At 70.5% G+C, this 25,638-nt stretch carries 27 protein-coding genes and 1 riboswitch; of the genes, 12 read left to right on the top strand and 15 right to left on the bottom strand.

What is annotated here, in order from left to right; translation table 11 throughout:
• Position 1: 1 nt before the first annotated feature.
• From prpB to BLR68_RS07550, 4 genes are all read right to left on the bottom strand, one after another.
• A complete protein-coding gene (prpB, locus tag BLR68_RS07565) occupies positions 2 to 901 on the bottom strand; it encodes a methylisocitrate lyase (RefSeq protein ID WP_018187433.1) in 900 nt (299 codons plus the stop codon).
• 160 nt (positions 902 to 1,061) lie between these two features.
• Positions 1,062 to 2,588, bottom strand: coding sequence for an MmgE/PrpD family protein (locus tag BLR68_RS07560; RefSeq protein ID WP_018187434.1), 1,527 nt, complete (start codon positions 2,586 to 2,588; stop codon positions 1,062 to 1,064).
• Complete coding sequence (locus tag BLR68_RS07555; RefSeq protein WP_018187435.1) at positions 2,585 to 3,256, bottom strand: GntR family transcriptional regulator; 672 nt, start codon at positions 3,254 to 3,256, stop codon at positions 2,585 to 2,587. The genes BLR68_RS07560 and BLR68_RS07555 overlap by 4 nt, the downstream gene beginning before the upstream one ends.
• Before the next feature lie 57 nt (positions 3,257 to 3,313).
• On the bottom strand, positions 3,314 to 3,922 hold the full coding sequence (locus BLR68_RS07550) for a TetR/AcrR family transcriptional regulator (protein ID WP_018187436.1): 609 nt from the start codon (positions 3,920 to 3,922) through the stop codon (positions 3,314 to 3,316).
• A gap of 66 nt (positions 3,923 to 3,988) precedes the next feature.
• On the opposite strand from BLR68_RS07550, the gene BLR68_RS07545 reads away from it, so the two are divergent.
• A complete protein-coding gene (locus tag BLR68_RS07545; protein WP_018187437.1) occupies positions 3,989 to 4,966 on the top strand; it encodes a zinc-binding dehydrogenase in 978 nt (325 codons plus the stop codon).
• Between the two features lie 49 nt (positions 4,967 to 5,015).
• Positions 5,016 to 5,549, top strand: a complete 534-nt coding sequence (locus tag BLR68_RS07540) for a ribonuclease H family protein (protein WP_018187438.1) — start codon at positions 5,016 to 5,018, stop codon at positions 5,547 to 5,549.
• A gap of 1 nt (position 5,550) precedes the next feature.
• On the opposite strand, the gene BLR68_RS07535 is transcribed toward BLR68_RS07540, so the two are convergent.
• Together BLR68_RS07535 and BLR68_RS07530 are read right to left on the bottom strand one after the other, a co-directional pair.
• Entirely contained in the window at positions 5,551 to 6,027 is a 477-nt protein-coding gene (locus tag BLR68_RS07535; RefSeq protein WP_018187439.1) for an NUDIX hydrolase, read from the bottom strand.
• A 16-nt stretch (positions 6,028 to 6,043) separates the two neighbouring features.
• Positions 6,044 to 7,057 (bottom strand): aldo/keto reductase family protein, encoded by a 1,014-nt coding sequence (locus BLR68_RS07530; RefSeq protein WP_018187440.1) that lies wholly within the window; start codon positions 7,055 to 7,057, stop codon positions 6,044 to 6,046.
• Between the two features lie 171 nt (positions 7,058 to 7,228).
• Here BLR68_RS07530 and BLR68_RS07525 point away from each other — a divergent pair, with 171 nt between their 5' ends.
• From BLR68_RS07525 to BLR68_RS07515, 3 genes are read left to right on the top strand one after another with little or no spacing between them, the layout of a single operon-like run.
• Positions 7,229 to 8,272 carry an ABC transporter substrate-binding protein gene (locus BLR68_RS07525; protein ID WP_018187441.1) on the top strand — a complete coding sequence of 348 codons (1,044 nt, stop codon included), beginning with the start codon at positions 7,229 to 7,231 and terminating at the stop codon, positions 8,270 to 8,272.
• The gene (locus BLR68_RS07520; protein WP_018187442.1) at positions 8,245 to 9,321 is read left to right on the top strand and encodes a FecCD family ABC transporter permease; all 1,077 of its coding nucleotides are present in this window, start codon (positions 8,245 to 8,247) and stop codon (positions 9,319 to 9,321) included. Before BLR68_RS07525 ends, BLR68_RS07520 begins: the two co-directional genes overlap by 28 nt.
• Positions 9,318 to 10,079 carry an ABC transporter ATP-binding protein gene (locus tag BLR68_RS07515; protein WP_018187443.1) on the top strand — a complete coding sequence of 254 codons (762 nt, stop codon included), beginning with the start codon at positions 9,318 to 9,320 and terminating at the stop codon, positions 10,077 to 10,079. The genes BLR68_RS07520 and BLR68_RS07515 overlap by 4 nt, the downstream gene beginning before the upstream one ends.
• 6 nt (positions 10,080 to 10,085) lie before the next feature.
• On the opposite strand, the gene rlmN is transcribed toward BLR68_RS07515, so the two are convergent.
• Positions 10,086 to 11,309, bottom strand: a complete 1,224-nt coding sequence (rlmN, locus tag BLR68_RS07510; RefSeq protein WP_018187444.1) for a dual-specificity RNA methyltransferase RlmN — start codon at positions 11,307 to 11,309, stop codon at positions 10,086 to 10,088.
• Between the two features lie 90 nt (positions 11,310 to 11,399).
• On the opposite strand from rlmN, the gene BLR68_RS07505 reads away from it, so the two are divergent.
• The 3 genes from BLR68_RS07505 (at position 11,400) to BLR68_RS07495 (ending at position 15,874) form a co-directional block, all read left to right on the top strand.
• Positions 11,400 to 12,284: a PRD domain-containing protein gene (locus tag BLR68_RS07505; protein WP_018187445.1), complete on the top strand. Its 885-nt coding sequence runs from the start codon at positions 11,400 to 11,402 to the stop codon at positions 12,282 to 12,284.
• A 217-nt stretch (positions 12,285 to 12,501) separates the two neighbouring features.
• Positions 12,502 to 14,361, top strand: a complete 1,860-nt coding sequence (locus BLR68_RS07500; protein ID WP_018187446.1) for a beta-glucoside-specific PTS transporter subunit IIABC — start codon at positions 12,502 to 12,504, stop codon at positions 14,359 to 14,361.
• A 94-nt stretch (positions 14,362 to 14,455) separates the two neighbouring features.
• Positions 14,456 to 15,874, top strand: a complete 1,419-nt coding sequence (locus BLR68_RS07495) for a glycoside hydrolase family 1 protein (RefSeq protein WP_018187447.1) — start codon at positions 14,456 to 14,458, stop codon at positions 15,872 to 15,874.
• A gap of 1 nt (position 15,875) precedes the next feature.
• Here BLR68_RS07495 and mmuM read toward each other — a convergent pair whose 3' ends face one another.
• The gene (gene mmuM, locus BLR68_RS07490; RefSeq protein WP_018187448.1) at positions 15,876 to 16,799 is read right to left on the bottom strand and encodes a homocysteine S-methyltransferase; all 924 of its coding nucleotides are present in this window, start codon (positions 16,797 to 16,799) and stop codon (positions 15,876 to 15,878) included.
• Between the two features lie 56 nt (positions 16,800 to 16,855).
• Here mmuM and BLR68_RS07485 point away from each other — a divergent pair, with 56 nt between their 5' ends.
• Together BLR68_RS07485 and BLR68_RS07480 are read left to right on the top strand one after the other, a co-directional pair.
• Positions 16,856 to 17,323, top strand: coding sequence for a GNAT family N-acetyltransferase (locus tag BLR68_RS07485; protein ID WP_018187449.1), 468 nt, complete (start codon positions 16,856 to 16,858; stop codon positions 17,321 to 17,323).
• Positions 17,324 to 17,369: 46 nt separating this feature from the next.
• The gene (locus tag BLR68_RS07480; RefSeq protein ID WP_018187450.1) at positions 17,370 to 18,218 is read left to right on the top strand and encodes a Cof-type HAD-IIB family hydrolase; all 849 of its coding nucleotides are present in this window, start codon (positions 17,370 to 17,372) and stop codon (positions 18,216 to 18,218) included.
• 141 nt (positions 18,219 to 18,359) lie between these two features.
• Here BLR68_RS07480 and BLR68_RS07475 read toward each other — a convergent pair whose 3' ends face one another.
• From BLR68_RS07475 to BLR68_RS07465, 3 genes are read right to left on the bottom strand one after another with little or no spacing between them, the layout of a single operon-like run.
• Positions 18,360 to 19,190 (bottom strand): SDR family oxidoreductase, encoded by an 831-nt coding sequence (locus tag BLR68_RS07475; protein WP_018187451.1) that lies wholly within the window; start codon positions 19,188 to 19,190, stop codon positions 18,360 to 18,362.
• Between the two features lie 15 nt (positions 19,191 to 19,205).
• A complete protein-coding gene (locus tag BLR68_RS07470) occupies positions 19,206 to 19,976 on the bottom strand; it encodes an enoyl-CoA hydratase/isomerase family protein (RefSeq protein ID WP_018187452.1) in 771 nt (256 codons plus the stop codon).
• Positions 19,977 to 19,987: 11 nt separating this feature from the next.
• The gene (locus BLR68_RS07465) at positions 19,988 to 20,749 is read right to left on the bottom strand and encodes an SDR family NAD(P)-dependent oxidoreductase (RefSeq protein ID WP_018187453.1); all 762 of its coding nucleotides are present in this window, start codon (positions 20,747 to 20,749) and stop codon (positions 19,988 to 19,990) included.
• 131 nt (positions 20,750 to 20,880) lie between these two features.
• Between BLR68_RS07465 and BLR68_RS07460 the strand changes: the two genes are divergently transcribed.
• The gene (locus BLR68_RS07460) at positions 20,881 to 21,606 is read left to right on the top strand and encodes an aminoglycoside 3'-phosphotransferase (RefSeq protein ID WP_018187454.1); all 726 of its coding nucleotides are present in this window, start codon (positions 20,881 to 20,883) and stop codon (positions 21,604 to 21,606) included.
• Positions 21,607 to 21,610: 4 nt separating this feature from the next.
• Here the strand turns inward: BLR68_RS07460 and BLR68_RS07455 are convergent, their stop codons facing one another.
• The gene (locus tag BLR68_RS07455; protein WP_018187455.1) at positions 21,611 to 21,952 is read right to left on the bottom strand and encodes a hypothetical protein; all 342 of its coding nucleotides are present in this window, start codon (positions 21,950 to 21,952) and stop codon (positions 21,611 to 21,613) included.
• 122 nt (positions 21,953 to 22,074) lie between these two features.
• On the opposite strand from BLR68_RS07455, the gene BLR68_RS07450 reads away from it, so the two are divergent.
• Positions 22,075 to 22,578 (top strand): GNAT family N-acetyltransferase, encoded by a 504-nt coding sequence (locus BLR68_RS07450; RefSeq protein ID WP_018187456.1) that lies wholly within the window; start codon positions 22,075 to 22,077, stop codon positions 22,576 to 22,578.
• Positions 22,579 to 22,609: 31 nt separating this feature from the next.
• Here BLR68_RS07450 and BLR68_RS07445 read toward each other — a convergent pair whose 3' ends face one another.
• From BLR68_RS07445 to BLR68_RS07435, 3 genes are all read right to left on the bottom strand, one after another.
• Complete coding sequence (locus BLR68_RS07445; protein ID WP_018187457.1) at positions 22,610 to 23,404, bottom strand: energy-coupling factor transporter transmembrane component T family protein; 795 nt, start codon at positions 23,402 to 23,404, stop codon at positions 22,610 to 22,612.
• Positions 23,401 to 24,786 carry an ABC transporter ATP-binding protein gene (locus BLR68_RS07440; RefSeq protein WP_018187458.1) on the bottom strand — a complete coding sequence of 462 codons (1,386 nt, stop codon included), beginning with the start codon at positions 24,784 to 24,786 and terminating at the stop codon, positions 23,401 to 23,403. Before BLR68_RS07440 ends, BLR68_RS07445 begins: the two co-directional genes overlap by 4 nt.
• A 74-nt stretch (positions 24,787 to 24,860) precedes the next feature.
• Positions 24,861 to 25,499: an ECF transporter S component gene (locus tag BLR68_RS07435; RefSeq protein WP_018187459.1), complete on the bottom strand. Its 639-nt coding sequence runs from the start codon at positions 25,497 to 25,499 to the stop codon at positions 24,861 to 24,863.
• A riboswitch (TPP riboswitch) is annotated at positions 25,494 to 25,603 on the bottom strand. (Overlaps the previous gene by 6 nt.)
• Positions 25,604 to 25,638 lie beyond the last annotated feature (35 nt).

Here is a 25,638-nt window from a genome sequence, read left to right as displayed (position 1 = left end):
GTCAGCGGTCGATGCGGAAGGTGAAGACGTTCGTGTCGAAGTGGTTGTACGACTCGTAGTCGATGAGGTCGTACAGGTCGGCGCGGTGCTGCATCTCGCCGAGGCGGGACGTCAGGTGCCCCTCGTCGATCAGCGTATCGAGCGCGCGCTCGGCCGCGCCCATCGCGATGCGCAGAAGCGACACCGGCCAGATCACGATGTTCACCCCGACGTCCCGCAGCTGGTCGACCGTGAACAGGTCGCTCTTGCCGAACTCGGTCATGTTCGCGAGGATCGGCACGTCGACCGCCTCGCGCACGGCGGCGAACTCCTCGAGGGTCCGCATCGCCTCGGGGAAGATCGCATCGGCGCCGGCATCCACCAGTTTGCGCGCGCGGTCGGTCGCGGCATCCAGCCCGTCGACGGCCCGGATGTCGGTGCGCGCCATCACGAGGAAGTTCGGGTCGCGACGCGCGTCGACGGCGGCGCGGATGCGCTTGAGTGCCGTGTCCTCGTCGACGACCGCTTTGCCGTCCAGATGGCCGCAGCGCTTCGGGTTCACCTGATCCTCGATGTGCGCACCGGCGATGCCGGCGTCCTCGAGGGTCTGGATCGTCCGCGCCACGTTCATGGGCTCGCCGAACCCCGTGTCGGCATCGATGATCGCGGGGAGCTCCGTCTGGCGGGCGATCTGCTGGCCGCGGGCGGCGACCTCGGTCAGGGTCGTCAGTCCGATGTCGGGGAGCCCGAGATCGGCGGAGAGGACGGCGCCCGAGATGTAGACGCCCTCGAAGCCCTTCCGTTCGATGAGGCGGGCCGACAGCGGGTTGAACGCGCCGGGGAAGCGCAGGAGTTCCCCCGTCGCGAGCCGCTCGCGGAACAGACGGCGCTTCTCGTTCGCGGGTGTCTGTGCGTACAGCATCAGCGCGCCTCCCTTCCGCCCACGGGGCGTTCCGTATTCAGTCCCGACGTATCGTCGCCGTCGACACGCGCCCCTGAACCGCGCGGTTCGAGACACCCGCCAGGCCGGACGCCCGAGCGCAGAGACTGAATACCGAACGCTCGACCCATCAGCCCGGTCATCAGAACAGCCCCTTCGGGGCCGGCGCCGCTTCGAGCACGCCCGGCGCGGCGACGATGTCGAGCTGCCGCACCTCGTCGGCCGTCAGCTCGGGCAGGCGCTCCACCAGCGCGAGGAACCGATCGATCTCGGCGGGCTCGAGCACGGGCTCCGCCAGCAGCCGGAACTTGCGCACGTAGTCCGCGCGGGCGAACGGGCGGGCTCCGAGGGGATGTGCATCCGCGACGGCGATCTCATCCACGACGGTCGAGCCGTCGGTCAGCGTGATCTTCACGCGGCCGCCGAACGCCTTCTCGTCAGGGTCCTCCGAGTGGTAGCGCCGCGTCCACTCGACATCCTCGGCGGTCGTGACCTTGTGCCACAGCTCGACCGTGTCGGGGCGGCCGGCGCGCTCGGGCGCGTAGGAGTCGACGTGGTGCCAGCCGCCGTCCTGCAGTGCGACCGCGAAGATGTACGGGATCGAGTGGTCGAGCGTCTCGCGGGATGCTGTGGGGTCGTACTTCTGCGGGTCGCCGGCGCCCGAGCCGATCACGTAGTGCGTGTGGTGGCTCGTGTGCAGCACGATCGAGGCGATGTTGGCCGGGTCGCGGAGTTCGGGTCGCTCGGTGCCGAGCTTGCGGGCGAGGTCGATCCAGGCCTGCGCCTGATACTCGGCCGAGTGCTCCTTCGTGTACGTGTCGAGGATGCCGCGCTTCGGCTCCCCTGCTGCCGGGAGCGGCACGTCGTACGCGGCGTCCTTGCCGTCGAGGAGCCACGCGATGACGCCGTCCTCCCCCTCGTAGATGGGGGACGGCGAGGTCTCGCCGCGCATCGCACGGTCGACGGCCTCGACCGCCATCTTGCCGGCGAAGGCGGGGGCGTGCGCCTTCCACGTGGAGATCTCGCCCTTGCGCGACTGACGCGTCGCGGTCGTGGTGTGGAGAGCCTGGCCGACGGCCTGGTAGATCGTGTCGACGTCGAGGCCGAGGAGCGTGCCGATGCCCGCGGCCGCCGAGGGGCCGAGGTGTGCGACGTGGTCGATCTTGTGCTTGTGCAGGCTGATCGCTCGGACGAGGTCGACCTGGATCTCGTATCCGGTGGCGAGGCCGCGGACGAGCGCGGCGCCGTCGGCGCCGACGTGCTGCGCGACGGCCAGGATCGCGGGGATGTTGTCACCCGGGTGCGAGTACTCCGCCGCGAGGAACGTGTCGTGGTAGTCGAGCTCGCGCACGGCGACGCCGTTCGCCCACGCCGCCCACTCGGGGCTCGTGCGGGTCTCGTTCGGCACGCCGAACACGGTGCCGCCGTACCCGCCGGCCGACACCGGGTGCGACAGCGCCTGCGAACGGGCCGCGCTGACGGGTCGACGGGTGAGGGATGCCGCGGCCACCGCCGCGTTGTCGATGATCCGGTTCACGATCATGTCGATGACGTCGGACTCGACCGCGACCGGGTCGACGGCGACCTGGGCGATCTTGTAGGCGAGCTGCTCCTCGCGGGGAAGCGGCTCGTCGCTGCGGTAGACGCGGACGTGGTGGGTGACGGTCATGTCGTTTCCTCCGGGGTGTCGGACAGGGAGTCGAGTATCGAGGTCAGGGCGTTGTGCAGGTGCACGTGCGTCGCGTGCGCGGCGAGGTCGGCATCGCCTGACGCGATCGCGCTCGCGATGAGACGGTGCTCCGAGACGGATGCCGCGAGTCGTTCGGGCTTGTCGCGGGCGAGACGCCGGACGCGTACGAGATGCGTGCGGACGGTGCGCAACGCGGACGTCAGGTAGTCGTTGCCGACGGCCGCGTCGAGCTCCGCATCGAATCGCGCGATGAGCGCGTAGTACGCGTCGGCATCGGAGACGGGCCCATCGCCGGCGTCGACGGCGGCGAAGTCCGCGGCGAGCGCAGCGAAGACCGAGCGATCCGACGCACGCGAGGCCAACCGCGCCGCCGTCTCCTCCAGCGCGCGGCGGACGTCGAACAGAGCGCGGATGTCGTCGACGTCGATGCCGGTGACGACGGTGACCCGCGGCGATGCCTGCTCGACGAGCCCATCGGCGGCCAGACGGCGGAGCGCCTCACGCAGCGGGGTCCGGCTCACCCCGAGCCGCGCAGCCTGCTCGACCTCGCCCAGCACGGCGCCGGGGCGCAGCGTGCCGTCCTGGATCTCGCCCAGCAGCGTCTCGTACGCGCGCACGCCGGCGAAACGCGCGGGGGCATCGGTCATGGCCTCAGTGTATGCACAAGGCAACCCTCCGGGGGCGGGCGAGCCTGAATCGGGAAGTTATGTATACACGGACACGGCACCGGCATCCCATGAGGCGACGGCCGTCAGCACGGCCTCGAGGCTGCGGTCCGCGGCATCCGGATCCACCCTCGCGACGGCAAGCGCCGCGATGACGAGCGATGCGCAGACCTCCGCCAGCGCCGCTCGCGACCCTGCGGAGATCTCGGGTCGCGCGGAGTCGACGCCCGCAGCGATCGCGGATCGGAGCTCATCCGTGTAACCCGTGACGAGCGCACGCACGTCCGGATCGTCGTCGACGACGGGTGCGCACGCGGCGTTGAGCAGCAGGCATCCCGCCTGCGCCCGGGGGGTGCCGCTGGCGATCGCAGCGCGCATCTCGGCGATGTACCGCTCGAGCGCCTCGGGACCGGCATCCGCCTGATGTAGGCGACCGATGCGCGAGCGCACGACCTCATCGAGGTACCGCGCGACGACGGCTTCGAAGAGCCCCTTCTTGCTGCCGAAGGCGTGGTAGAGGCTCGAGCGCTTCAGACCGGTCGCTTGCTCGAGCTCGCCGATGCCGGTCTCGGCGTAGCCGCGCGCCCAGAAGACGTCGCGCGCGGCGCGGATGACGTCGTCGCGGTCGAATGCGCTGGTGCGGCCCATGGTGGATCCTCTCGGTCACTCGTAGTATATTGTACCGATCGTTACACAATGACGCTTGGAGAAAACATGCGCGCAGTCACCCACCCCGTTTTCGGCGAACCGGCCGACGTCCTGGAGACGACGGAGACCCCCGACCCGACGCCCGGCGCCGGAGAGGTCCGCGTCCGCCTCCTCGCCTCCCCCATCCACAACCACGACCTGTGGACCATCCGCGGCACCTACGGCTTTAAGCCGGAACTCCCCGCCCGCTCCGGCACCGAGGCCGTCGGTGTCGTCGAAGAGCTCGGCGAGGGCGTCGAGAACCTGCAGGTCGGTCAGCGTGTCGCCACCGGCGGCACCTTCGGCGTCTGGGCCGAGCAGTTCGTCGCCCGCGCCGCAGGCCTCATCCCCGTGCCCGAGGGCCTTCCCGACGAGCAGGCCGCGCAGCTGGTCTCCATGCCGTTCAGCGCGATCAGCCTCATCGACTTCCTCGACCTCAAGCCCGGCGACTGGATCGTCCAGAACGCCGCCAACGGCGCCGTCGGCCGCATGGTCGCTCAGATGGGTCGCGCCCGCGGCCTGAACGTCGTCGGTCTCGTCCGCCGCAGCGCCGCCGTCGCCGAGCTCGCCGATCAGGGTATCGACCGCATCGTCGCCGTCGACACCGACGACTGGCGCGACAAGGTCGCCGAGATCACCGGCGGCGCCTCGATCATCGCCGGCGTCGACTCCGTCGGCGGCGAGTCGAGCGGCCACGTCCTCTCGCTCCTCGGCGAGAACGCCACCCTCGTCGTCTTCGGCGCGATGGATGCCCCGGTCATGGAGCTCGCCTCGGGTCCGGTCATCTTCCGCCACATCACGATCAAGGGCTTCTGGGGCAGCAAGGTCAGCACCGAGATGGATGCCGCCAAGCGCGGCCAGCTCTTCGGCGAGCTCGCCCAGCACCTCTCGTCCGGCGTCCTGACCCTCCCGGTCTCGGCGACCTTCCCGCTCGAGCAGGCGCGCGACGCCGCCCGTGCGAGCCTGACCGCCGGCCGCGTCGGCAAGGTCCTGCTGCGCCCGTGACCCGGGGCCTGTGCGCGGCCTCCGTGCCGCGCACGGGTACCGTGGACCGGTGACCGAAACCTCCCGCTATGTCGTGGCCACCGACGGCGCCTGCAAGGGCAACCCCGGACCGACGGGGTGGGCCTGGGTCGGCGAGGACGGCCACTGGGCCGCGGGCTCGGTCATCCAGGGCACCAACAACGTCGGCGAATTGCTCGGTCTCCTGAAGGCGATCGAGGATCACGCGGATGTCAGCGAGCTCGTGGTCCAGGCGGACTCGAAGTACGCGATCGACACCTACGAGAGGTGGATGGACGGTCACCGACGCCGCGGCTGGAAGACCTCCACCGGTGCGCCGACCAAGAACGTCGACCTTCTCGAGCAGCTGATCGTGGCTCGTGACGCCCGCCGCGCGGCAGGCCTTCCCGACGTCGTACTCGAGCATGTCCGCGGCCACCGGGGTCACGTCCTCAACGAGTGGGCCGACGAGCGCGCCGTGCGCGGGGCGGAACACGCGGCATCCGGCAAGGAATCCGCGTGGTCGTCGCTCGGCGGCAAGCACGAGAAGCTCGACGTGTCCGAGGCGCCCAAGAAGAAGCGCTGACTCAGCGGGCCTGAGCCAGCAGCTCCACCAGCCGATCGAGTGCGGGCCGCTGCCCCTTCACGACGCGTTCACGGGCCCGGGCCAGCGGCATCCACTCGGCGCGATCGACCTCCGGGAACGATGCCGTCCAGCCCGATCGCGGCGGCCACTCCATCTCGAACTCGCCGAACACGAACGCGTCCGCCTCGAAGCCGGCGCCGTCGGCGACGAAGACCGTCACCCGCTTGCCCGACGAGTACGCGAACGTGCCGAGCTCGGCGTAGTCGGCCTCGGGCGGCAGGACGCCGAGCTCTTCGTCGAACTCCCGCTTCGCGGCATCCAGCGCATCCTCGCCGTCCTCGAGCTCGCCCTTCGGGATCGACCAGGCACCCTCGTCCTTGTTCGCCCAGTACGGCCCGCCCATGTGAGCGACGAACGCCGACACCCCGCCCTCACCGTCGAGACGGTAGAGCAGGATGCCGGCGCTGTGCGTGGCCACGGACGGGCGACGCGCGTCAGATCAGGCGGGACTTCGGTGAGACCGAGTACGTCTCCTCCGGGTCGGTAACCGCTGCCGGCGCGAGCGCATCGTTGATGGCGGCGTACGTGTCGTCGTCGAGCTCGATGCCCGAGGCCTTCACGGTGTCCTCGAGCTGCTCGGGACGCGACGCCCCGATGATCGCCGCGGCGATGTTCGGGTTGTGCAGCACCCACGCGAGGGCGAGCTGCGGCATCGTGATGCCCGCACCCTCGGCGATCGGCTGCAGCTTCTGCACGGCGGAGAGGGTCTCGTCCTTCATGAAGCGCTTGATCATGTCGGATCCGCCCTTCTCGTCGGTCGCGCGCGACCCCTCGGGGAGCGGCTGACCCGGCTTGTACTTCCCGGTGAGGACGCCCTGCGCCAGCGGCGACCAGACGATCTGCGAGATGCCGAGCTCCTCGGAGGTCGGGACGACCTTGCCCTCGATGACGCGCCACAGTGCGGAGTACTGCGGCTGGTTCGAGACGAGCTGGAAGCCCAGTTCCTTCGACAGAGCGTGTCCGGCGCGGAGCTGCTCAGCGGTCCACTCGCTGACGCCGATGTAGAGCGCCTTGCCCTGGCGGACGATGTCGGCGAAGGCCTGCATCGTCTCCTCGAGCGGGGTCTCGTAGTCGTAGCGGTGCGCCTGGTAGAGGTCGACGTAGTCGGTGTTCAGCCGCTTCAGCGAGCCGTTGATGCCCTCGAGCAGGTGCTTGCGCGACAGCCCGTGATCGTTCGGACCCTTGGGGCCGGTCGGCCAGTAGACCTTCGTGAAGATCTCGAGGGACTCGCGGCGCTGACCCTTGAGTGCCTCGGCGAGGACAGACTCGGCCGCCGTGTTGGCGTATGCGTCGGCGGTGTCGAACGAGCTGATGCCGAGGTCGAGGGCCTTGTGGACCGTCGCGATCGCCGCGTCGTTCTCGACCTGGGACCCATGGGTGAGCCAGTTGCCGTAGGTGAGTTCGGTGATCTTGAGGCCGCTGTTGCCCAGGAATCGATAGTTGACCATGTCACCGACGCTACTCCCGGGCCTCGTCCGGATTCGCCCCTTGACAGAGTCTCGCCAAACGCGGCGGACGGCGTCGAGGCACCCGGTGCCGAGCGAGGTGATTCGGGAAGGTAAGGCTTACCTTGCTACGATCGACCATCGACGTCCCCGGCCCCCGACGAGAGACCATCGATGCCCTTCCCCCGCCGTTCCGCTCTGCTCGCCACCCTGACCGTCGCCGCCCTCGCCCTCTCGGGCTGCGGGGCCTCCGAGGTCGTGGCGCAGAAGGCCGCCTCCTCCGGCGAGGAATCGACCGACTACCCGCTCACGATCGAGAACTGCGGGCGGACGGTCGAGGTGGATGCGGCGCCGCAGCGCGTCGTGTCGCTCGATCAGAACTCGACCGAGATCCTCCTGTCGCTCGGCCTCGCCGACCGCATCGTCGGCACCGCGTCGTGGACGGACCCCGTGCTCCCATCGCTCGCCGAGGCGAACGAGGACGTCCCCCGCCTCGCGGACAACGCCCCGACCTATGAGGTCGTCCTCGGCACCGACCCCGACTTCGTGACGGCGTCGTTCGGGCGCCACTATGCCGAGGGCGGCGTCGTCACGCGCGATCGGCTGGATGAAACCGGCATCGGCTCGTACCTCTCGCCCACCGACTGCTCCGACGACCGGAGCGTCAACGGCGGCGGGACGCGCACCACCCCGCTGACCGTCGACGATCTCTATCGCGAGATCAGTGAGCTCGCCGAGATCTTCGACGTCCCGTCCCGCGGCGACGCGCTCATCGCCTCACTGAAGAAGCGCGCCGCGGCAGCCGTCGAGGGCGTCGACTTCGGCGGCGAGAAGGTGCTGTTCTGGTTCGCCGACACCCGCACGCCCTACGTCGCGGGCGGCAGCGGCGCCCCGGCGATCCTCGCGCGCGAGACCGGCATGACTCCTGCGTTCCCCGCCGAGACCGACGACTGGCCGGCCACCTCCTGGGAGGCCGTCGTCGACGCCGCTCCCGACGTGATCGTCCTCGGCGACCTGCAGCGCGACCGCTTCCCCGGTGACCGACTCGACGACAAGGTCGCCTTCCTCGAGAGCGACCCCGTCACCCGCTCGCTCGACGCCGTGAAGAACACCCGCTTCATCGCGCTGCACGGCGCCGAGATGAACCCGTCGATCCGCTTCGTCGACGGACTCGAGAAGATCCGCGCCTGGTGGGACGAGAACGAGGCGGGGCGCTGACCGCCACCGCGGCGCTGCCTCATCGCCGGGCCCGCCGCATCCCGCTCGCGATCGTCGCCACGGCGCTGTCGGTCGGCCTCGTCGTCCTGACGATCGCCGTCGCACTGACGCTCGGCCCCGCGAACGTGTCGCTCGTGAACGTCCGCGACGTGATCACGAACCACCTCGGCCTCACCGACATCCCCGTGCGCGTCGCGGCCGACGCGATCGTCTGGCAGGAGCGCCTCCCCCGGGCGCTCGTCGCCGCGGCGTGCGGTGCCGGTCTCGGGCTCTGCGGCGTCATCCTGCAGTCGTTGCTGCGAAACCCCCTCGCCGACCCGTTCGTCCTCGGCGTCTCCTCCGGCGCCTCGACCGGCGCGGTCCTGTTCGGCGTGTTCGGGATCGGCGGCGGCATCCTCACCCTCTCGGGCGGCGCGTTCCTCGGCGCACTCGTGGCGTTCGGGCTCGTCCTCGTCGTGTCGCGCTTCACGGGCGGGGGCACCGCATCGTTCATCCTGGCGGGCATCGCGGCGACGCAGTTCTTCTCCGCGCTCACCTCACTCGCCGTGTTCGCCTTCGCCGACTCCGACGAGACGCGCGGCGTGATGTTCTGGCTCCTCGGCTCGCTCGAGGGCGTCCGCTGGGACGACGTCGTCCTCTGCGCCGTCGTCGTCCTCATCGGCTCGGTCGTCGCGGTCGCCTCGGTGCGCCCACTCGACGCCTTCGCGTTCGGCGACGACGTCGCGGCATCCCTCGGCATCCATGTCGCGCGCACCCGGATGCTGCTCCTCGTCCTGACCGCCCTGATCGCCGCGACCCTCGTCAGCGTCGCCGGCGCGATCGGGTTCGTCGGGCTGGTCCTGCCCCACGCCGCACGCCTGATCGTGGGCTCCCGTCACGCCCGCGTGATCCCCGTGACGATCGGTCTCGGCATGGTGTTCATGATCGGGGTGGATGCCGTGTCCCGCGTCGCGTTCGCGCCGACACCGCTCCCCGTGGGTGTCGGCACCGCGCTGATCGGTGTGCCGGTCTTCGTCGCCCTCCTCGTCCGACGTCGGAGGCGCGCATGAGTCTCGTCGCCGAGCACGTGTCGTGGCGCCGCGGTGGCGCCCTCGTCGTCGACGACGTCTCGCTCGCACCGAAGCCCGGATCCGTCGTCGGCCTCCTCGGCCCCAACGGGTCGGGCAAGTCGTCGCTCCTGCGCCTGCTGCAGGGCATCGCGAGACCCGACGCGGGCCGGGTCCTGCTCGACGGTTCCGACCTGCGGCACCGCGGACGTCGCGAGGTGGCGCGGACCGTCGCCGCGGTCACGCAGCACGCGACGACCGAGGTCGACCTCACGGTCCGCGACGTCGTCCGCCTCGGCCGCACACCGCACGCCTCGCTCTGGGGGCCGGATCGCGCCCGCGACGATGAGGTCGTCGACGCCGCCCTCGCGCAAGCGGGCCTGACGGCGAAGGCCGATGCCCGCTGGCACACCCTCTCGGGCGGCGAGCAGCAGCGCACGCAGATCGCCCGCGCCCTTGCGCAGGAACCCCGCGAGCTCCTGCTCGACGAGCCGACCAACCACCTCGACATCCGCCATCAGCTCGAGCTGCTGAGCCTCGTGCGCAGCCTCCCCGTCACCGTCGTCGTGGCCCTCCACGACCTCAACCTCGCGGCGATGTTCTGCGACGAGGTGCTCGTCCTGGCCGCCGGCCGCGCCGTCACGGCCGGCCCTCCGGCCGAGGTCCTCACGGACGGACTCATCGAGGAGGTCTACGGCGTCCGGTGCCGTGTCACGGTCGACGACGGTCGCCCGACGATCGCCTTCACGCCGCCGGCGTGACCGGGATCAGACGGATGCCGCGGCTACCTGGTCGTCCTCGGTCGCCACGAGCTGGCCGCACGCGCCGTCGATCTCCTTGCCGCGGGTGTCGCGGAGGGTCGTCGGGATGCCGGCCTCGTTGAGGCGCCGGACGAACTCGTTCTGCACGTCGACGTCCGACGAGGTCCAGATCGATCCGGGCGTCGGGTTGAGCGGGATGGGGTTCACGTGCACCCAGCCGCGGCCGCGCTGGTTGAGCTTCTCGGCGAGGAGGTCGGCGCGCCAGGCGTGATCGTTCATGTCCTTGATGAGCGCGTACTCGATCGAGACGCGCCGGCCGGTCTTCTCGAAGTACTCGCGCGCAGCGTCGAGGGCCTCGTCGACCTTCCACCGCGAGTTCACCGGGATGAGCTCGTCGCGCAGCAGATCGTCGGGCGCGTGCAGCGACAGCGCGAAGGTGACCGGAATCTCCTCGGCGCTCAGCTTGCGGATCGCGGGCACGAGGCCGACGGTCGAGATCGTGATGCCGCGGGCGCTCATGCCGAGGCCGTGCTTCTTGTCGACCATCGTTCGGACGGCCTGCATGACGCGGGCGTAGTTGGCGAGGGGTTCGCCCATCCCCATGAAGACGATGTTCGTGACGCGCTCGTCCTTGTGTCCCACCTTGCGGGGGTCGCCGAGGCCGCCGTCGGCGATGAGGCGGTTGGCGCGGACCACCTGGTCGACGATCTCGGCCGCCGACATGTTGCGCGTGAGCCCGGCCTGACCGGTGGCGCAGAACGGGCAGTTCATGCCGCAGCCGGCCTGGCTCGACACGCACAGCGTGATGCGGCCGGTGTAGCGCATGAGCACCGACTCGACGAGGGCGCCGTCGTGCAGACGCCACAGGAACTTGATCGTGTCGCCGCCGTCGGTCTCGAGGCGGCGCACCTCGGTCATGAGGTTCGGCAGGAGCCCACCGACGAGCTCCTCGCGGTTGCCCGCCGGAAGGTCCGTCATGTGGGCGGGATCCGACGTGTAGTGCTGGAAGTAGTGCTTCTCGAGCTGCCCGGCGCGGAATCCCGGCATCCCGAGTTCTTTCAGCTTCTCGACGCGCGCCTCATGGTCGAGGTCGGCGAGGTGCACCGGCGGCTTGCCGCGCTTGGGGCTCGCGAACTGCAGGAGCGGGCGACCCTCGGCATCCTTCGCCTGCGTCCACCCCTCGGTCGCGGGCCGCACCTGCTTGGGGGATGTCGTGCGCACGGCGGACATGCCCTCAGGGCGCGCGGAGGGGGACTCGGTCATGGTCCCAGGCTACCGGGACGGGCTGGGCGGATGCCGGGCGGCCCTAGACTCGTCGCCATGACGGATGGGGCTCCGCAGCGTCGCGGAACGGTTGCGCACAAGGTGCTCAACAACAACGTCGTGATCTCCCTCGACGAGCAGGGTCGGGAGCGGGTGCTCATGGGCCGCGGCCTGGGGTTCCAGCTGAAGCCGTCCGACACCCTCGACCCCGCCAAGGTCGAGAAGACCTTCATCCTCGACACCGGGGAGGACGGCGAGCGCGAGCGCCGCATGCTCACCGACACCCCTTACGCGATCATCGAAGCGGTCTCGCGGGCCGTCGACCAGGCCGAACGATCGCTCGGTCACCAGCTCGGCCGCCCGCTGACGATCGCCGTCATCGATCACGTGCAGTTCGTGCTCGAGCGGCTCGCGAAGGGCATCCGCATCCCGGTGGCGAACATGCCGGAGCTGCGGGTCCTGCACCCCGCGGAGTTCGCAGCCGCCAAGGCAATGGCCGAGTCGATCTCGGCTGCCCTTGACACGGAGCTGCCTGCGGAGGAAGCCGTCTTCCTCACGATGCACGTCCTCAACGCGACCCGCGACGAACCCAACGGCACGGCGGCACTGCTGTTCCGGCGTGTGCAGCACGTCGTGATGACGGTCGAGAACGGCCTCGGCGTCTCGCTGGACGTCGACAGCCCCGACTACGCGCGGTTCGTCCTGCACATCCAGTTCCTGCTGCAGCGTCTCGTGTCGCGCACGATGCTCCGCAGCGGCGACAGCTCGTTCTTCGAGTTCGCGAAGCACAGCTACCCGCGCTCGTTCGCCATCGCCCAGGAGGTCAAGGCGTACGTCATGGCGGCGACCGAGTCAGAGCTGACGGATGAGGAGCTGCTCTACGTGATCGTCCACGTCGAGCGCCTGGCCTCCCAAGTCGGCGCCGCACCCACCGGGAACTGACCCTGGCGCTTTCATGCGGGCGCATGCTAACGTGACGTTCCGCAGGGCGATGCAGCCCTGCACGCGACGGATTGTTACTGCGGCAGCAGGCAAAACCTGAACTCACATCGCTTTCGAGCGATGAACGAGTTCAGGTTTTTTTGTTGCCCGGAAACGGACCCGACGCGTGCCCCACCCGAGACTGCCGCGCCGATGCGGCAAGGAAGAGCGTGTCCCCATGGACTACTCGAAGACCGCGGCCGGAGTCCTCCAGGGCGTCGGCGGAGAAGAGAACGTCAGTTCGCTCGTGCACTGCGCGACCCGGCTGCGTTTCGTGCTGAAAGACGAGTCGAAGGCCGACACCGCCGCCGTGAAGGCGACGCCCGGTGTCGTGACGGTGGCTCAGGCCGGTGGCCAGTACCAGGTCGTCATCGGCAACGACGTCCCCGACGTCTTCGCCGAGATCGGCAAGATCTCGAAGCTCGGTGCAGCCTCTTCCGACGGCGCCGCGAACGATGCCCCGAAGGGCAATCTGTTCAACCGCTTCATCTCGATGATCTCGTCGATCTTCACCCCCGTCCTCTGGGCGCTCGCCGGAACCGGTCTGCTGAAGGCGTTCCTGGCCGCGGCGGTGACCTTCAACTGGATCACGACGGACACGACCACCTACGCCGTCCTCAACGCCCTGTCGGACGCGTTCATCAACTTCCTGCCGATCGCGCTGTCGATCACCGCCGCGCGGTACTTCAAGGCGAACGAGTGGACCTCGCTGGCCATCGCCGGAGCCCTCGTCTACCCGACGATGGCGGGCCTCGTGGGCCAGCCTGGTCTCACCTTCTTCGGCATCCCGTTCACGATGGTCAGCTACGTCTCGAGCGTCATCCCGATCATCGTGGTCGTGTGGCTGCAGAGCCACGCCGAGAAATTCCTCTACCGCGTCCTGCCGGGCGCCGTGAAGCGCTTCATGACCCCGATGATCGTGGTTCTGTTCGCTGTCCCGCTCGTGTTCGTCGTCATCGGCCCGATCTCGGACCTCCTCGGCGGCGGCCTCGGCAAGGGCATCGGCTGGGTCTTCGACAACGCTCCGTGGGCGGGCGGCGCCATCATGGGCGGCCTCTGGCAGGTCTTCGTGATCTTCGGGCTGCACTGGGGCCTCGTCCCGCTGTTCACCCTCGAGTTCCAGACGACGGGGCAGATCCTGCTCGTCGGGCCCGTGTTCGCCGCCGTCCTCGCGCAAGCAGCCGCCGTCGCCGGCGTCTGGGTCCGCGCCCGCAACAAGAACCTCAAGTCGCTGGCCGCGCCCGCGACGCTGTCAGGCTTCCTCGCCGGGATCACCGAGCCCGCGATCTACGGCATCAACCTGCCGCTCAAGCGCCCGTTCGCCTTCGGTATCGTCGGCGGCGCGATCGGTGGAGCGATCATCGGCATCGGCGGCGTCTTCGCGAAGGCGTTCGTCGTCCCCTCCGGTCTCGCCCTCCCGGCGCTTTTCGGCAACGGCAACATGATCATGCTCATCATCGGCCTCGGCGTCGCGATCGTCGTCCCGTTCCTGCTCACCGTGATCGTCGGCTTCGTCGAGCCGGCCGAGGATGCCGCCCCCGCGCCGGCCTCGGCGGAGAACGACCTCGTCGTCCTCAGCCCGCTCGACGGGACGGTCGTCGACCTGTCCGAGACGCCGGATGCCGCGTTCGCGGAGGGCGCGCTCGGCGACGGCGTCGCGATCCTCCCCCGCAGCGGCGCCCTGTACGCACCGTTCGATGCGACGGTCGCCGCGGCCTTCCCGACCGGTCATGCGATCGGTCTGCGTCACGCCGACGGCGCCGAGGTGCTGATCCACATCGGCATCGACACCGTCAAGCTCGCCGGACAGCACTTCGATGTGAAGGTCACCACCGGCCAGCAGGTGAAGGCCGGCGATCTGCTCCTCGAGTTCGACGGCGACGCGATCGAGAAGGCCGGGTACGACCTGACCACCCCGATCGTCGTCACCAACGGCGAGCTCTACCCGGCGATCGCGGACCGCGCCTCGGGCCCCGTCGCGCACGGCGAGCCGCTGTTCACGGCGGTCTCGGTCGAGTCCGCTGCCGTCACGGCCTGACCCGATCCGGATGCCGGGTGTCCCGCACCCGAAGCGGGGCACCCGGCATCCATCCTCCCCCTCGAAGACACACGACACGACACGAAAGCGACTCATGAGCACCATCTCGTTCCCCGACGGCTTCCTCTGGGGCGGCGCGACCGCCGCGAACCAGCTCGAGGGCGCGTACCTCGAAGACGGCAAGGGACTCTCGATCCAGGACGTGATGCCGCAGGGCATCATGACCCCCCGGACCGACGGCCCGACGGACGACAACCTCAAGCAGGTCGGCATCGACTTCTACCACCGCTACGCCGAGGACATCGCGCTCTTCGCCGAGATGGGGTTCAAGACCTTCCGGTTCTCGATCGCCTGGAGCCGCATCTTCCCGAAGGGCGACGAGACCGAGCCCAACGAAGCCGGCCTCGCCTTCTACGACCGCGTCCTCGACGAGCTCGAGCGCCACGGCATCGAGCCGCTCGTCACGATCTCGCACTACGAGACCCCGCTGCACCTCGCCGAGACCTACGACGGCTGGGTCAACCGCGACATGATCGGCTTCTACGAGCGCTACGTGCGGACGCTGTTCACGCGATACGGCGCGCGCGTGAAGTACTGGCTGACCTTCAACGAGATCAACTCGATCGTCCACGCCCCGTTCATGTCGGGCGGCATCAACACTCCGAAGGACCAGCTGTCCCCCTCGGACCTGTACCAGGCGATCCACCACGAGCTCGTGGCATCCGCCCTGGCGACGAAGGCCGCCCGAGAGCTGGCGCCGAACGCGCAGGTCGGGTGCATGGTGCTGTCGATGCCGGTCTACCCGCTGACGCCGAACCCCGACGATGTGTTCGCCGCCCTCACCACCGAGCGGGTGAACCTCGCCTTCGGTGACATCCACGTGCGCGGCGAGTACCCCGGCTACTACCTGCGGAGCCTGCGCGAACAGGGCGTCGAGCTGAACATCACCGACGAGGACCGGACGCTCCTCAAGGAGAACACCGTCGACTTCGTGTCGTTCAGCTACTACTCCTCGATCTGCGAGACGACCGACGAGTCGAAGCGCGTCATGGGCGAGGGGAACCTCTTCGGCGGCGTCAAGAACCCGACGCTCAAGGAGTCGGAGTGGGGCTGGCAGATCGACCCCGTGGGCCTTCGCCTCGTGCTCAACCAGTTCTGGGACCGCTGGCAGAAGCCGCTGTTCATCGTCGAGAACGGCCTCGGTGCGAAGGACCAGCTGGTCGAGGTCGACGGTGTGAAGACCGTCCAGGACGACTACCGCATCGCCTACCTGCAGGCGCACCTCGAGGCCGTCGGCGAGGCGATCGCCGACGGCGTGGATCTCATGGGCTACACGACGTGGGGCTGCATCGACCTCGTCTCGGCGTCGACGGCGCAGCTCAGCAAGCGGTACGGATTCATCTACGTCGACCGCAACGACGACGGATCGGGATCGCTCGATCGCTACAAGAAGGCGTCGTTCGACTGGTACGCCGAGGTGATCCGCACCAACGGCGCATCGCTCTCGCGCTGACTCACCCCCCGATGCGGTCGTGGTTCGCCACGGCCGCATCGCTGTGTCCCGGGCCGCCGAGCCGTGCCGCGAGCGCCGCGATGTCGGCGGGGGTCGTCCGGCAGCATCCGCCGATGAGGCGGGCACCGGCATCCACCCATGCCTCCGCCTCGGTGAACGCCGCTCCCGCCTCGCCCCGCCAGGACCGGGATGCCGCGTCCCACGTCTCGCCGCTGTTCGGGTAGACGACGGCGGCCGTCCCCGTCGGCACACGGTCGAGCACGGTGGTGATGAGCGGCGGCGCGCAGCAGTTGGCGCCGACCGCGACGACGCCCGGGGCGGAGGCCGCCGCGGCGAGCGCGCCTGCGAGGCCGTCGCCCTCGAACGCCGTACTCGCTGCCGAGAGCGAGATCCATGCCGGGACGTCGATCCCCTCGAGCGCGAGGGCGATCGCCTCGACCTCGGCGGGAGAGGCGATGGTCTCGATAGCGAGCAGGTCGGGTCCCGCACCGGCGAGCACCTCGATCCGACGGCGATGCCAGCGGGCGAGGTCGGCGACCGTCATCCCGTAGTCGCCCGTGTACTCGCTGCCGTCGGCGCGCACGGCTCCGAAGGGCCCGACGGATGCCGCGACCCACGCCCGTCCTTCCGCCGCCTCGCGGGCGAGCCGGACCGACGCCGCGAGCAGCCCGTCGACGGCTGCCCTGTCGCGCCCGGCCGCACCGAGGTTGTCGTACCCGAGTTGGTACGAGGCGGTGGTGATCACCTCGGCGCCCGCAGCGACGAACTCGGCATGCACGTCGCGGACGTCCCCCGGCGCGTCGATGAGGACGCCGGCCGACCAGAGGGCGCCGGTGAGATCGTGCCCCCGAGCCTCGAGCATCGTCCCGAGTCCCCCGTCCAGGATCAGGGGGCGGTCGGCGATCGCGGTGCGGACATCGGACATGCGGTCACTTTAGGCTCGCGGGGCTGCGGCCCCGGTCCCGCATTACGCTGAATGATGTGACGACTCCCCGCATCCGCCCGATCTCCGTCGACGACGCGGGCGAGGTCCTCACCCTGCAACGGGCCGCCTTCGTGCAGGAGGCGCTCATCTACAACGCGGTCGACATGCCGCCGCTCACGCAGACCCTCGACGAGGTGCGGGCCGAGCTCGAGGAGAACCTCGGCTGCGTCGCTCTCGAGGGCGAGCGCATCGTCGGCTGCGTGCGTGCCCGCGTCGACGGGGATCTGCTGCTCATCGGCCGCATCGCGATCGCCCCCGACCCGCAGGGTTCCGGGCTCGGCACGAGCCTGCTCACCGCGGTCGAGGAGCGGGGCCGTGAGGCCGGCGCGACGACGGCCGAGCTGTTCACCGGGTCGCTCAGCGAGGCGAACATCCGCCTGTACGAGCGCGAGGGGTACGAGGAGAGCGAGCGGGTGCCCGGGGACGACGGCACCGAGCAGGTCTTCCTGCGCAAGAAGCTCTGACCCCGGCGCGCACCGGCCGTCCATCTTCATCCGGGAGAATGGAGGGATGACGCGCATCGCTTTCCTTGACGTGGACGGAACCATCCTCGAGCACGGGACGGCGATCGCCGACTCGACGATCACCGCCATCCGGACGGCGCGTGAGAACGGGCACCTGGTCTACCTCTGCACGGGACGCGCGGCGGGCGACATCCACCCCAAGGTCCGTGAGATCGGATACGACGGCGCCATCACGAACGGCGGCGCGTACGCCGTCCGCGGCGAGGAGCTGCTGTTCGCCGACCCGATGCCCCGCGAGGACACCGACCGGCTGATCTCGTACTTCGAGTCCGAGGACATCGACTTCTTCCTGCAGTCCGATGAAGCCGTCTTCGCGAGCGAGGGCGTCGGCGGGATGCTGGACGAGTACTTCGCCGAGCGCCGCAAGCGCCACCTCGAAGAGGCGCGCCGGCTCGGCCAGACCGACACGATCGAGCCGAAGCCGATCGTCACGTATCGACCCATCAGCGAAGCGAACCTCGACGCGATCGCGAAGACCACGTTCATCAGCAAGCGCTCCGACAGCGTCGACCGGGCCCAGGCCGACCTCGGCGACCGGTTCCACGTCATCCCCGGCAGCATCCCGCTCCCCGGCGGATCGAACGGCGAGATCGGCCTGCGCGGCGTGAACAAGGGGTCGGCGATCCTCCGGGTCCTCGACACGCTCGGCCTCGACGTCGCCGACGCGATCGGCATCGGCGACAGCTGGAACGACGCGGAGATGTTCGACGTCGTCGGCTCCCCTGTCGCGATGGGCAACGCCGACCCCGCCCTCAAGGAGCGCGCCGGGAACGTCACGACCGACGTGCTCGACGACGGCGTCTGGAACGCGTTCGTCAAGCTCGGCCTCGTCTGAGGCTGCGCGCGGCGGTCGATGCGCGTGCGCGGATGCGGCGGCGCCTGCGCGTGCGCGGATGCAATGGATCGGGCGCGACACCCCGGCATCCGCTCGTGACCCTCGGCGTGTCGCGCCGAGACTCCTGCTTCCGCGAACGGGTCAGTCGAGGAAGATGTCGGGGAACAGCTCGGTGTCGGGCGTGCCCGGCGTCGCCGCATAGCCCGAGAAGTCCGTGACACCGGCATCCCGCAAGACGTCCTCGACGATGAGCGTCTGACCGGTGTATTCGCGGGCCGGCTTGCGGAGCACCTCGTACGCCGCGTCGGCGTAGACCTCGGGCGTGCGGCTGACCTTCATCATCCGGTCGCCGCTGAGGGCGAACTGCACGGCGGCCGTCGCGATTGTGGTCTGGGGCCAGAGGGTGTTGGCGGCGACGCCGTCCTTCGCGAACTCCGCCGCCATGCCGAGCGTCGCCATCGTCATGCCGTACTTCGCGAGCGTGTACCCGGTGTGCGCGCCGAGCCACTTCGGCGACAGGTTGAGGGGCGGCGACAGCGAGAGGATGTGGGGGTTTGCGGCATCCTTCAGGATCGGCAGCGCCGCGCGCGACAGCATGAAGGTGCCGCGCACGTTGACGTCCTGCATGAGGTCGTACTTCTTCGCGGCCAGCTCGAGCGAGCCCGACAGGTCGATGACCGACGCGTTGTTGACGACGATGTCGATGCCGCCGAACTCGCCCTGCGTCTTCATGACGGCCTCGGTGATGTCGCCGTCGTCGCGGACGTCGCCGACGATGGGCAGCGCGTTGCCGCCTGCTGCACGGATCTGCTCGGCGGCGGAGTGCACGGTGCCCTCGAGCTTCGGGTGAGGCGTGTCGGTCTTGGCGAGCAGGGCGACGTTCGCGCCGTCACGGGCGGCGCGAAGGGCGATCGCGAGGCCGATGCCTCGGCTGCCGCCCGACATGAGGATGGTCTTTCCGGCGAGGGTCATGGGTTCTCCAGGGGATCAGGATCGACGCGAACGGGATGCCGCGGCGAACGCGGCGACGCGGGCTTTCGAGTCGGCGGTGTCGAACGCGGCGCCGATCGTGCGGGCCTCGTCGTCGAGGTTGTCGGCGAAGGACCGGTGCGCACCGGTGCGGACCAGGCGCTTCGCCTGGCCGAACGCGCCGGTGGCGCCGTCGAGCCAGACGCGCGCGATCTGCTCGGCACGCTCGCCGGGCTGGTCGACGACCTCCGCGACGAGCCCCCACTCGAGCGCCGTGGACGCATCGATCGTCGTGTCGGAGAGGAGCAGCTGCAGCGCGCGGCGCTGCCCGATCGCGGCGGGCAGAAGGGTCGAGACCCCGAGGTCGGGAGTGAGCCCGATGTTCGCATACTTGCTGACGAACACCGCGCGGGGCGACGCGACGATGTAGTCGGCCGTCAGCATCAGGCCGAGTCCACCGCCGGCGACCGCGCCCTGCACCGCGGCGACCATCGGGATCGATGACTCCACGAACGTCCGGATGCCGTCGTGGATGACCCCGGCCATCTCGGTGATCGTGCCGCCGCTGCCGCCCGAGGTCGCCATCTGCACGACGTCGCCGCCGGCGCAGAAGGCCGGGCCCGCGGCATCCAGCACGATCGCCCCGACCGTGTCGTCGCCCGTCAGCTCGTGCGCGAGGTCGCGCCAGCGCGTGCCCATCTCGAAGTCCATCGCGTTCAGCGACGCGGGGCGGTTGAAGGTCAGCCGCGCGAGGGCGCCGTCGCGCTGCAGCAGGATCGTGTCGCTCATCGGTTCTCCACTCATCTGGGGGCCATGCGGATCGAGCCGTCGAGGCGGATCGTCTCACCGTTGAGGTACCCGTTCTCGACGATGTGCTGCACGAGCGCCGCGTACTCGTCGGGCTTGCCGAGGCGGGCGGGGTACGGCACCTGCTGACCGAGGGACTCCTGGGCCGCCTCGGGGAGGCCGGCGAGCATCGGGGTCTCCATGATCCCCGGTGCGATCGTGCAGACGCGGATGCCGGAGCGCGCCAGCTCGCGCGCGATCGGCAGGGTCATGGCGTGCACGCCGCCCTTGCTCGCGGAATACGCAGGCTGCCCGATCTGGCCGTCGAACGCCGCGACGGACGCGGTGTTCACGATGACGCCGCGGTCTCCGGATGCCGTGGGTTCGGTCGCCGCCATCGCCGCCGCCGCGTGCGCGATGACGGTGTACGTGCCGATGAGGTTGATGCGAACGATCCGCTCGAAGTCCGCCACGGCGTTCGGCGACCCGTCCCGGGCGAGGACCTTCGCGGGCGGCGCGATGCCGGCGCAGTTGACGGCGACGCGGAGCGGGGCGACGGCGGATGCCGCGGCCACCGCGGACTCGACCTGGGCGGCATCCGTCACATCGGCGGCGGCGAAGGTCCCATCGAGCTCGGCCGCGATGTCGGCCCCGGCAGAGGACGGCAGGTCGACGATGACGACGTGCGCGCCCTGCGCGGCGAGGCGGCGGGCGGTGGCGAGCCCGAGCCCGCTGGCTCCCCCGGTGACGACGGCGGATGATCCGGCGATGTCCATGCGCTCTCCTTCGAACGGTATCGGGTTCCACCCGACGCGCGACTGGGTGCCACGGCGACGGGATGCCTCCAGGCTAGCCGTCCCACGCTGCGGGCACGACAAACCCATCCCCGCGACGGCAGAATAAGGGGATGTCGATCCCGCAGCACGACGCTCCGGTGCCGCCGATCGCGCGCCGGCTCGCGCGCGGCGCGGCCCTGACGCCGGTCTGGACCAACAAGCTCGGCGGGATGACGCTGCGCACCGACGACGAGCGTTACATCAAGATCGGACCGGTCCACCTCGAGACCTCGATGTCCGACGAGGCCGAACGGCTGGCCTGGGCTGCGCCGTACGTCCGCGTGCCGACCGTCGTCGAGCAGGGCGACGACGGGGAGACCGAGTGGCTCGTCACCAGATCGATCGCCGGGCTCTCGGCGGTGCACCCCGACTGGGTCGCGCGTCCCGAGACGGCGGTCCGGGCGATCGGCGAGGGCCTTCGCGCGCTGCACGAGAGCCTGCCCGTGGCATCCTGCCCCTTCGACTGGACTGTGCCGTCGCGGGTCGCGAACGCGGCGGAACGGGGTGTCGTCGTGCCGGCCGACCTTCGGGACGGGCCGCCGATCGAGCAGCTCGTCGTGTGCCACGGCGACGCGTGCGCGCCGAACACGCTGATCGGCGACGACGGCCGGTGGAGCGGTCACGTGGACCTGGGGCAGCTCGGACTCGGTGACCGCTGGGGCGACATCGCCGTCGCGGCGATGAGCACCGGCTGGAACTACGGCCCCGGCTGGGACGGCCTGCTGCTCGAGGCGTACGGCGTCGACCCCGACGAGGAACGCCTCGCGTACTACCGCGACCTGTGGAACGCGACGTGAGGCGTCAGCGCATGGCCGCGTCGAACACCGCCACCGCGGCGAGGTAGCCGGCGACGACGAGGGCCGTCGAGACGAGCGGCACCCAGGCGAGGTCCCAGCCGGTCCGGCGGGCGACGACCGCCGCGGACACGGTGACGAGGATGCTCGCTGCCGCCGCCGCGATGAACAGCATGCCCGCGGCATCCGCTGCAGCCCCGTCGCACGACGCCCCGCAGGCACCGCCGGCGAAGACGGTGTGGAAGAACCAGAGCACCGCGGTGACGACGATCGCGAGCACCTGGATGACGGCGACCGCGAGGACCGCGGCCACCCCGGTGGGGCGCGACGCTGCGGTGCCGGCGGTCATACCGCGGACGCTACCAGCCGCCGGGGTCGTTCGCTCGCGCCGAAGGGCGACGCGCGGCGCGGAACACCCGCCACATGGCGCGAGCGAAGACCGACCCGCGGCCGGGCGCATAGGCTCGTCCGGTGAGCGAACGGACGAGCACCGGACCCCGCCTCCTCGAGGTCGCGTGGGACGACCCGCGTGCGACGGCACTCCGAGACGAGTTGGATGCCGACCTCGGCGCCCGCTACGACGGGTTCCACGGCGACGAGCCGGCCGAACGCCGCGCCGCCCGCTCCCGCGCGCTCGCGATGCACCCGGATGACATCGTCGCGACGCTGATCGCGGTGGATGCCGACGGCACCCCCACGGGCCACGTCATCCTCCGCCGCCTCGGCGACGAATGGGAGATCAAGCGACTCGTCGTCACCGCGGCGGCTCGGGGTCGCGGCATCGCGCGCGCCCTCATGCATGCTGCCCTCGACCGGGCCCGCACGGGCGGCGCGGAGCGCGTCATCCTGCAGACCGGCATCCCGCAGCCCGAATCGGTCGCCCTCTACGAGTCGCTCGGGTTCACCCGCATCCCGGTCTACGAGCCGTACGCCGAGACGATGCCCCGCTCGATCTGCTTCGCGTACGTGTGCTGAGGGCGCCCGCGCGACAGATGCGCCAGGCGCGTCACATCCAGACGAACCGGAACGAGCCGACGGCCACCGCAACGCCGATCGCCGCCGCCATGATCGCGAGGGCGCCGACCACGGCGATAGCGTCCCGCCGCGAGAGCCGTGACGTGCGCGCCCACGTGCGCTGGATCGCCGAGCCGAACCCGCGGGCCTCCATCGCCGTCGCGAGTCTCGTCCCGCGTCGCACCGCGAACACGAGCAGCACGAACGCCATCGAGAAGAACCGGCGCACCGCGTTCCGGTCCCCCACGCCGCGGGCACGCCGTGCGAGCCGCATCGCGCGCCAATCGTCGACGAACAGGCCGAGCGTCCGCGTGCCGGCCAGGACGCCGAGCACGAGCCGCGCGGGCAGCCGCACGATCTGGGCGAGGGCGGCCGCGAGCTCTATCGGGTCGACGCGGCTGAACAGCAGGATCGTCGGCAGGGCCAACGCGATGACGCGGATGCCGACGGCCACCGCGAAGGCGATGGAGTCGTCGCTGATCGTGGCGTACCAGAACGACGCGTAGACCCGTCCGCCCGGTTCCGCGTAGAGCAGCATGCTGAGCCCCGCGACCGGCATGAGGACGAGGATCGGCGCCATACGGCGAAGGACCGTCCCGATGCCGATGCCGGTCAGGGGGATGCAGAGTGTCAGGAGCACGACCGCGACCGCTGCGCTGACCGCGTCGATCGTCGTCAGCAGCGGGATCGACAGGACGAAGGCGATCAGGATGCGGACGGCCGGGTTCACGCCGTCGAGCCAGGCGTCCCGCCTCGCCGTCTCGATGCCGGAGCGGGCGAGGGTCATGGCGCCACCGCCCCGAGGTCGATGCGCCGCCCGCCGAGCAGCCGGACGACGTCGTCGTCGTGCGTGACCGCGACGACCGCCCGGCCGCCGGCGATCTGCTCCTGCAGGAGCGCGACGATGCCCGCCCACCCGCGGCGATCCTGCCCGAACGTCGGCTCGTCGAGGACGATGACCTCCGGCGACGTGGCCAGCACGGTGGCGACCGACAGCCGCCGCTTCTGCCCGCCCGAGAGGGTGAACGGGTTCGCCCGCGCGAGCGCCACGAGTCCGAGACGGTCGAGCAGGTCGTCGACGACCGCGTCGATCTCGGCGGCCGGCAGCTTCAGCGCGCGCGGGCCCACCTCGAGCTCGGCACGGGCGGTCGAGGCGAGGAACTGATGCTCGGGGTCCTGGAAGACGGTGCCGATGCGGGTGAGCAGCTCGCGCGAGGTCCACCGCGACGGCCGCACACCTTTTCGTCCCGCCGGCACGACGCCCGCCTCGACCGTCCCGGCGAACTCCGGCAGCAGGCCCGCCAGGGTGAGGGCGAGGGTCGACTTGCCGACGCCGTTCGGACCGGTGACGACGGATGCCGCGCCTGCCGGCACGTCGATGTCGAGTCCCTCGCGCACCGGGGTCCGCCCGTCGCGCGAGACAGCGAGCCCGCGAGCGCGGAGCGCGACCGGACCGCCCGCCGCGGCCGGCGGCAGCGCAGGGAGGTCGACGGGATGCCCCGGCAGCCAGACCCCCGCGGCGAGGAGCGCGTCGGCGTGACGCGTGAACACCTCGGCGGGCGTGCCGTCAGCGAGGAGACCCCCGTCCGCGTCGAGCACGACGACGCGCGTCATCAGGTCGACCCAGACGTCCGTGCGGTGCTCGATGACGACGAGCGTGGCGCCGGTGGCATCCACCGCCCGCCCCACCGCGGCCCGGACCTCTCGCACCCCCACGGGGTCGAGGTTGGCGGTCGGCTCGTCGAGCAGGAGCAGGCCGGGATCCATCGCCAGCACGCCCGCGATCGCGAGGCGCTGCTTCTGTCCGCCCGAGAGCTTCGCCGTCTCGCGGTCCAGGGGCACGTCGAGACCGACGGCGTCGAGCGACGCGCGCACCCGCTCGGGGATGCGCTCGGGCGGGACGCCGAGGTTCTCGCACCCGAAGGCGACGTCGTCGCCGACACGCGACAGGACGACACCGGCGTCGGGGTCCTGCAACACGAGCCCGACCCGGCCGCGCTGGGTGGTCGGGTCGGCACCGTCGACGGTCATCCGCCCCGACGTCGTCCCGTCCTCGTCGCCGCCGAGCAGACCGGCCATCCCGGCGAGGAGCGTCGACTTGCCTGCACCCGACGCACCGAGAAGCAGCACGCGCTCCCCGGGCGCGATGTCGAGATCGACGTCGCGCACGGCGGGGAGGCGCCGGCCGGCGTAGCGCCAGCCCCACCCGCGGGCGCGCAGTCCCGCGGGCCGGGACCCGCCGGTCAGACCTCGTCCGCCTGTTCTCGACCGGCCGCGAACCGACTGAGTGCGCCGGTCTTGGCGAGGGCGCGGACGAGCAGCCACCCCACGACACCGGCGAGCGCGATGCCCGAGACGATGATCGTGCCGAGGTAGATGAGGTTGAACTCGAGGGTCTTGGCGATGTTGGGCGACGAGCCGAAGAAGAACTCGAAGATCCAGGCGGCGACACCCGCGCCGACGCCCGCGAGCGCGGCCACGCCGATGCCGAAGCGGCGGTAGAGGAACACGGCGAAGATGAGCTCCGCGCCGAGACCCTGTACGAGACCCGACAGCAGGGTCGAGGCGCCCCAGACGTTGCCGATGATCATCGACACCACGGCGGCGACGACCTCGACCAGCAGCGCGGCACCTGGCTTGCGGATGACGAGACCGCCGATGACACCGCCGATCAGCCAGATGCCGACGGCGAAGCCGCCGAGGCCGGGGGTCGCGGCATCCATCACTTCGAACCAGCCGTAGCCGACCCCGTTCCAGAACCAGAACAGAAGGCCGACGGCGACGCCGAGGACGGCGGCGACGACGATGTCGACGACGCGCCAGCGGGAGCGGTTCGGTGACGAAGCGGTGAGCGTGTCGGTTTCGGACGCGACAGCGTGCATGTGTGTTCTCCTCCCTGCGCCGGCATGATCCGGATCAGGTTCGACGGTCGAAGCGTGGGTCGCTTCCTCTCAGCCCGGCTCACCGGACTCCCGTGGTTGTGCGTCGAGTATAGCCGCAGCCCCGGGCGCGATACCGTGG

The organism is Microbacterium sp. 77mftsu3.1 (genome assembly GCF_900100525.1).
In the GTDB taxonomy this organism is placed as follows: domain Bacteria; phylum Actinomycetota; class Actinomycetes; order Actinomycetales; family Microbacteriaceae; genus Microbacterium; species Microbacterium aquilitoris.
Note: the sequence above shows the minus strand (reverse complement) of the source record. Positions and strands in the feature narration are given on the sequence as shown.